Below are 5,756 nucleotides of genomic sequence, written 5' to 3'. Positions count from 1 at the left end.
GGCGCGCCCCGGCGCGCCGGCGGGGTCGCGGGCGGCCCGCCGCTCTCCTGCCAGCGCAGGCGAGCGAAGGTAGGGCGCCGCGCCCGCCGGCGGCCCCCTTCGGCGATGCCCGGGGCAGGAACGGCCCGCGGCGCGGGCCCTGTCCGGCGCCGGCGCACGCCGGGTCCGCGTGCGGGTCCCGGACGGCCCGCGTCAGCCCCGCCCTCGGGAGAGGTTGAGCGCCACGGCGGCGCGGACGAGCGCCTTGAAGGCGTCCTCGTCGACCGCCTCGCCCTCGCGGATGTCGATGGCGCGCCGGGTGCCCCCCGCGAGGCCGGCGTTGAAGAGGCCCGCAGGATCCGGGAGCGCGGCGCCCTTCGCGAAGGTCAGCTTCACGCAAGTGCGGTAGGTCTCGCCCGTGCAGAGGATGCCCGCGCGCTCCCAGACCGGCACCCCCGCCATGGCGTTCGACGGCTTTCGCCACTTCACGGTCTCGGCGACCTCCGGGTCGGCTTGCCCGATCCAGGTCCGGACCCGGACGAGCACCTCACCCCGCCAATCGCCGCGCGCCGCGTCGCGCGGCGGGGCGGCGCTCTCCATCTCGGTCATGGTCCGGGCCTCGGTCATGCGGGGTGCCGCCCCTGCCGCCCGCGCGGCGTGATCCGGCGGGGTCGCGCGGCGGGGTCGCGCGGGTGACGCCGGTCACTGCCGGCCCAGGGGTCTCGGGTCGACCAGCCCCCGGGCGCTCAGGCGGCGCTCCCAGCGGTCGAACGAGATCCGTTGCCGTTGCAGGGCGGTGCGCCACGCCTTCAGGTCCGCAGGGAGCACGGGCGCCTCCCGGGGGGAGTGGGCCGTGGAGGGGAGGGGGAGGTCTGATCGGTTCGCCATGAACCGGATTCCACACCGGCATGGTAAACGAAGCGTTTATGCCCGGCATCGCGCCGGAACGGGCGCGGGCCACGATCGCCGGCCGCCCGGTGTGCGCCGTGGCACCGTCCCGCGCATCGATGATCGGTACAATACATCGCGATCTGTTCGGATCGAACCGGTCTTCGGTCAGAACAGGCAATCGGGTGGGGAGGTCGACATGGGTGCGGGTACGCTGCTTGTCTACGACGAAGCCTTTCCGCGTGCGAAGACGCAGACCGGCGCCGCGATCCGCAACTCCCCGAGCGAGGCCGAGCTGCGCGACAACAAGTATCCCGAGCCCTACAAGCTTCTGCCGATCAAGGAAGCGGCGGCACCCGACGCCTACTTCGCCGACATCGCCAAGGCGGCGAAGGACATGGGACAGCTCGGCCGCCTGATCATCCTGGGCCACGGGCGGGTCGTGCCGGTCGCGAACGAGGCCGGCAACGCGCGCATCTTCATGGGCGTGATCATGGGAGCGACGCCGATCTCGATCTCCAACGCGAGCGGACTGGGCAAGCTGCGCGGCCTGTTCGCCAAAGGTGCCTCGGCGGAATTGTGGGTCTGCGAGGCCGCCTCCAGGGAAACCGAAGGCGGCATATCGGGCGTCGTGTTCTGCCAGAAGGTGGCCGACACGCTCGGGGTCGTGGTGGTGGCGGCGGAGATCACCCAGATCTTCGAGAGCGCGGATCAGCAGCCGACCCCGGAAGGCGGCTGGCAGTCGACCGCCAAGTTCCTGCCGTGGGACGGAACTCCCCAGCGCTTCTCGCCGCGCCCGCAGGGCAAGTAGGCCGGGCGCCGCTCCGGCCCCGACCCGCCCGGCATCGTCGTCGCGGGGGCGCGCGAGGATCCTGGCGCGCCATCATGGGCCTGAGCGCGAACCCGGCGAGTCCTCGATCGCCCGCCGCTCCTCGGCGGACAGCCGAGCGGTGCTCTCAAGCTTCCGGATCGGGACCGCGATGGAGTGGTTGGATGCCGGAGCCATGGCAGCCTCCCGTTCCTGCGCGGATCGACACCGGCCTCGCGGGCCCGGGGCTTCCCGGGTCAGGCGTGCCGCTTCAGGACCAGTCCGACGAAGGTCAGGGTCGCGGAGTAGATCGGGCTGTCCTGCTCGTCCCTGACCAGCACCGTGTAGGCCTTGCGGTCGCCGTCCGCCGACAACTCGTGCAGGGCGATCTCGGGCAGGACCTGCTTGGCCTGCTTGCAGGCGGCCTCGATGGTCGCGCACTCGACCCCCTCGGCGTCGAACTGCTCGCTGCCGTCATGGATGTCGAAGAAGTAGCGTGGCACATGGTTCTCCGCAGGGGACAGGCGGGAGCACACGCCTCTCTCAGGCACCGGCTGCCAGGGCTCGACGCCAGCGATGGTTCACTCCTGGACCGAGCGACCCGCGCGACGCCATAACCTGTGTTGACGAAACGCCCGCGCGGACCCGGTCTGCCGCGATGCCGCACGGGGGAGCGGGCGAGGCGCGCCGGGCCGCCGCCCGGCAGGTCGCGTCCGCTCCTCGCGGTCCCGGGCCGTCCCGGGTCCGGAACGGACGTTGCACGTCTTAGTTGTGCACGATAACGACTGTGCCTTGCGGTCGCATCGGAAACGTGTATCACACCGTCAACAACCTAGGTTAGCTTATCGCGCCGGTGAGTGCTGGGCGACGTCTTCCCCGACGACGCGATCCCGTGCCACTGACTTCGTACGGCTGCCGCACAGATGGTGAGCTTGCCACCTGTGATCGATAAGACGATCAGGGAGGAGCGAGGCATGATGCAGTTCCCGGGTGCGCGCCCAACTCTTCTGAGCTTTTCGTGCCCCCTGAACAAGATCGGGACGTGGCAGCGCGAGCTCGAAACGGATATATTCCGGGTCGACGATCTCGTGGCTGAGATGTACGGGCTCGATCCCGATCGACTGGATGCGGGATATACCAGCCGGGACATCATTTCGGGTGTGCATCCCGACGACCGCGAGTACGTCCGTCGGCATGTCGCTCGGGCCCTGAGCGTGCCGGGACCCTACGTCGCCGAGTACAGGACGCGGGCGCGCGACGGCTCGATCCGGCACGTGGCCGCCCTGGGGCGCTGCTACCACGACCCGGCCGGCCGCCCCGTCCGGGTCACGGGCGTCAGCATCGACCTCACCGAGCAGGATCGCGGCCTGACGCCCTACGTCGCCGTGGCCCCGCCCGCGGCGGACCACCCGCTCGAGCGCGCCGCGGACCTCTGCATCGCGGCCCGCCAGGCGATCGGCGAGACGCACCAGCCGTTCCTGCTGAAGCTCGCCGACATGCTGCTCATGGAACTCGGCCGGGTGCTCGGCCGGCGGGCCCGGGCCGAGCGCCGCCGCCTGTGCTGACGCTCCGCCGCGCCGGCCCGGCCGGGATCGGGCCCCGCGCCGTGGCGCGGACCGGCCCCGGGGCCGTCACGGAGGCGCCGGGGGGACGAGGGCCGGGGCGCGGGACCGCGTGAGCCGCGGCCGCCAGATGCCGAGCACGACGTTCGCCGTCGAGACCGCGAGCAGCACCCACAGCGTACCCCGCTCGGCAGCGAGCGATGCGGCGAGGGTCGCGGGGTCGAGCCGGCCGGCCAGCGCCGCGGCGCTGCGCTCCGCCTCCTGCTGCATCGGCCCCTGCACGTAGACCAGGCCGCCCTCGAACATGAGGATGCCGGTGACGAGCTTCAGCCAGGCCCAGCCGGCGTTGTGGAACGCGCGGGTGAGCGCGACCGCCAGCAGGCCGGCAAACAGCGTCAGCGCGAGCGAGGGGAGGAACACCCAGGTGGCCACGGCGCTCATCGCGCCGCGCATCAGGGCGTAGCCGGCCAGGGAGGCCGGCGGCGGGGCGACCCCCAGGAGGACGAGCAGGGAGGCCATCGCCCCCATGAGCCCGATGGTCCCCATCGTGTGCAGGAATTTCAGGAGGCGTCGCAAGGGTTCGGAACCATCGTCCGGGTCGGCGAACCCGCAATATAGGGCCGTCGCCGGGATCGAGATAGGCGGATCGCCCGCGCCTGGGCCGACGCGGCAGCGGCGGCCCGCGCGGCTCCGGCCCGGGACCGCAGCCGCCTCGCGGCAGTTGAGCGGGGCGCGGATCTCGTCCACATCTGGGGGCGGTCCTGGATCCGGAGACCCGGACGGTCCGGGCGGCCGCGCGATGCATCCCCGCTCCCCCCGGACACCCGGCGGCGACCGGGATGCGCCGGTCCGCCCCGTCCGGACACGGCGACGCGCGGGGGGAGGGCGGCAATGGTCAAGATCTTGGCGGGGTTGCGCATCGTCGAGGGCTCGGCCTTCGTCGCCGCCCCCCTGGCCGGCATGACGCTCGCGCAGATGGGGGCGGACGTGATCCGGTTTGACCGCATCCGTGGCGGCCTCGACCACGCGCGCTGGCCGGTGACCGACCAGGGCCGCAGCCTGTTCTGGGCGGGGCTGAACAAGGGCAAGCGCAGCCTCGCGGTCGACATGTCCACGCCCCGCGGCCAGGAGGTGGTGACCCGCCTCATCTGCCAGCCCGGCGAGGGCAAGGGCATCTTCCTCACCAACCTGCGCGTGCGCGGCTGGATGGACTACGACGCGCTCCGGAAGCACCGGGAGGACCTGATCATGATGTCGGTCACCGGCGACCGCCACGGCGGGCCGCAGGTGGATTACACGGTCAACCCCGCGGTCGGCTTTCCCGGCGCCACCGGGCCGGAGGGCACGTCCGAGCCGGTGGGGCACGTGCTGCCGGCCTGGGACTGCATCACCGGCCAGCAGGCGGCCCTCGGCATCCTGGCGGCCGAGCGCCACCGCCGCCTGACCGGCCGCGGCCAGGTGGTCGAGCTCGCGCTCAAGGACACGGCCCTCGCCATGCTGGGCAACCTCGGCATCATCGGCGAGGTCACGGTGAACGACGTCGACCGGCCCAAGGTCGGCAACGCGCTCTACGGCGCCTACGCGCAGGACTTCACCTGCCGGGACGGCGAGCGCGTGATCGTGGTGGCCCTGACCCCGCGCCAGTGGGACAACCTCCAGGCGGCCACCGCCACCGGGGCCGCGATGGACGCCCTCGCGGCGCGGCTCGGCGCCGACCTCCGGCAGGAGGGCGAGCGCTACCGCCACCGCCACGCCATCACGGCGGTGCTGGCGCCCTTCTTCTCCGCCCGGCGCCCGGACGAGTTCGCGGGCGACTTCCAGGCGAGGAGCGTCACCTGGTCCCGCTACCGCTCCTTCCGCCAGGTGGTCGAGGAGGACCCGGACTGCTCCACCGACAACCCGATGTTCGCGCACCTCGAGCATCCGGGGATCGGGACGTACCTGACCCCCGGCAACCCCATCGTGTTCTCGGACGTGGAGCGCGTCACCCCGCGGCGGGCGCCGAGCCTGGGGGAGAACACCGACGAGATCCTGGCGGAGATCGGCTACAGCGACGGGGACGTGGCGCGCCTGCACGACGACGGGGTCGTGGCCGGGCCGCGCTGACCCGAGGGCGCCGCCGGCGAGAGGGATCGGCGCATGTCCCGGAAGGGCGATCGCTGCCGATACGGGCGCCTCGCGCCGCCTCAGGGTCTGCGCGGCGCAGCCTCAGGGTCTGCGCGGCGCGGCGCCCCGCGGCCCGCCCAGGGCCTCGATGAAGTTCCGCAGCTCCGTCCGCCGCGTGGCGGCGTCGGTGACCTGCTCGTCGAGGCCGAGCCGCCAGGCCAGGTCGCGCCGGCCGGGCGCCCGATGCAGGGCCTCGACCTGATCCGCGTAGGCGTCCACCTCGTCCTGGCTCCCGGCGAGCCCCGCCGCGACCAGGCCGCCGGCTTGCCGGCGCAAGGCCCCGGAGACCTCGTCGAGGGCGAGCTCGGGATGGTACTGGACGCCCCAGAACACGCCGCCGTCGAAGCGGATCT

The 5,756-nt window shown here is 72.9% G+C and carries 7 protein-coding genes and 1 pseudogene; 3 read left to right on the top strand and 5 right to left on the bottom strand.

Annotated elements, in window-relative coordinates; translation table 11 throughout:
• Positions 1–192 precede the first annotated feature (192 nt).
• The gene (locus tag DT057_RS33760) at positions 193–588 is read right to left on the bottom strand and encodes a DUF1801 domain-containing protein (protein WP_238312894.1); all 396 of its coding nucleotides are present in this window, start codon (positions 586–588) and stop codon (positions 193–195) included.
• A gap of 93 nt (positions 589–681) precedes the next feature.
• On the bottom strand, positions 682–807 hold the full coding sequence (locus DT057_RS37350; protein ID WP_269152967.1) for a hypothetical protein: 126 nt from the start codon (positions 805–807) through the stop codon (positions 682–684).
• A gap of 259 nt (positions 808–1,066) precedes the next feature.
• Here DT057_RS37350 and DT057_RS33755 point away from each other — a divergent pair, with 259 nt between their 5' ends.
• Positions 1,067–1,678, top strand: a complete 612-nt coding sequence (locus DT057_RS33755; RefSeq protein ID WP_128566375.1) for a hypothetical protein — start codon at positions 1,067–1,069, stop codon at positions 1,676–1,678.
• Positions 1,679–1,932: 254 nt separating this feature from the next.
• Here DT057_RS33755 and DT057_RS33750 read toward each other — a convergent pair whose 3' ends face one another.
• Positions 1,933–2,178: a DUF6894 family protein gene (locus DT057_RS33750; RefSeq protein WP_128566374.1), complete on the bottom strand. Its 246-nt coding sequence runs from the start codon at positions 2,176–2,178 to the stop codon at positions 1,933–1,935.
• A 471-nt stretch (positions 2,179–2,649) separates the two neighbouring features.
• Here DT057_RS33750 and DT057_RS33745 point away from each other — a divergent pair, with 471 nt between their 5' ends.
• Positions 2,650–3,240, top strand: coding sequence for a PAS domain-containing protein (locus DT057_RS33745; RefSeq protein WP_162501600.1), 591 nt, complete (start codon positions 2,650–2,652; stop codon positions 3,238–3,240).
• Between the two features lie 66 nt (positions 3,241–3,306).
• Here DT057_RS33745 and DT057_RS33740 read toward each other — a convergent pair whose 3' ends face one another.
• Entirely contained in the window at positions 3,307–3,813 is a 507-nt protein-coding gene (locus DT057_RS33740) for a hypothetical protein (RefSeq protein WP_128566372.1), read from the bottom strand.
• A gap of 315 nt (positions 3,814–4,128) precedes the next feature.
• Between DT057_RS33740 and DT057_RS33735 the strand changes: the two genes are divergently transcribed.
• A complete protein-coding gene (locus tag DT057_RS33735; protein ID WP_128566371.1) occupies positions 4,129–5,343 on the top strand; it encodes a CoA transferase in 1,215 nt (404 codons plus the stop codon).
• A gap of 102 nt (positions 5,344–5,445) precedes the next feature.
• On the opposite strand, the pseudogene DT057_RS33730 reads toward DT057_RS33735, so the two are convergent.
• Positions 5,446–5,756 (bottom strand): annotated as a pseudogene (locus tag DT057_RS33730) (type 1 glutamine amidotransferase); the annotation flags it as partial.

Origin of the sequence: Methylobacterium crusticola, from assembly GCF_003574465.1 — a bacterium.
In the GTDB taxonomy this organism is placed as follows: Bacteria; Pseudomonadota; Alphaproteobacteria; order Rhizobiales; family Beijerinckiaceae; genus Methylobacterium; species Methylobacterium crusticola.
Note: the sequence above shows the minus strand (reverse complement) of the source record. Positions and strands in the feature narration are given on the sequence as shown.

Coding starts and splice junctions, on each gene's coding strand:
- DT057_RS33760 (WP_238312894.1), bottom strand. CDS start 588: ATGACCGAGATGGAGAGCGCCGCCCCGCCGCGCGACGCGGCGCGCGGC.
- DT057_RS33755 (WP_128566375.1), top strand. CDS start 1,067: ATGGGTGCGGGTACGCTGCTTGTCTACGACGAAGCCTTTCCGCGTGCG.
- DT057_RS33745 (WP_162501600.1), top strand. CDS start 2,650: ATGATGCAGTTCCCGGGTGCGCGCCCAACTCTTCTGAGCTTTTCGTGC.
- DT057_RS33735 (WP_128566371.1), top strand. CDS start 4,129: ATGGTCAAGATCTTGGCGGGGTTGCGCATCGTCGAGGGCTCGGCCTTC.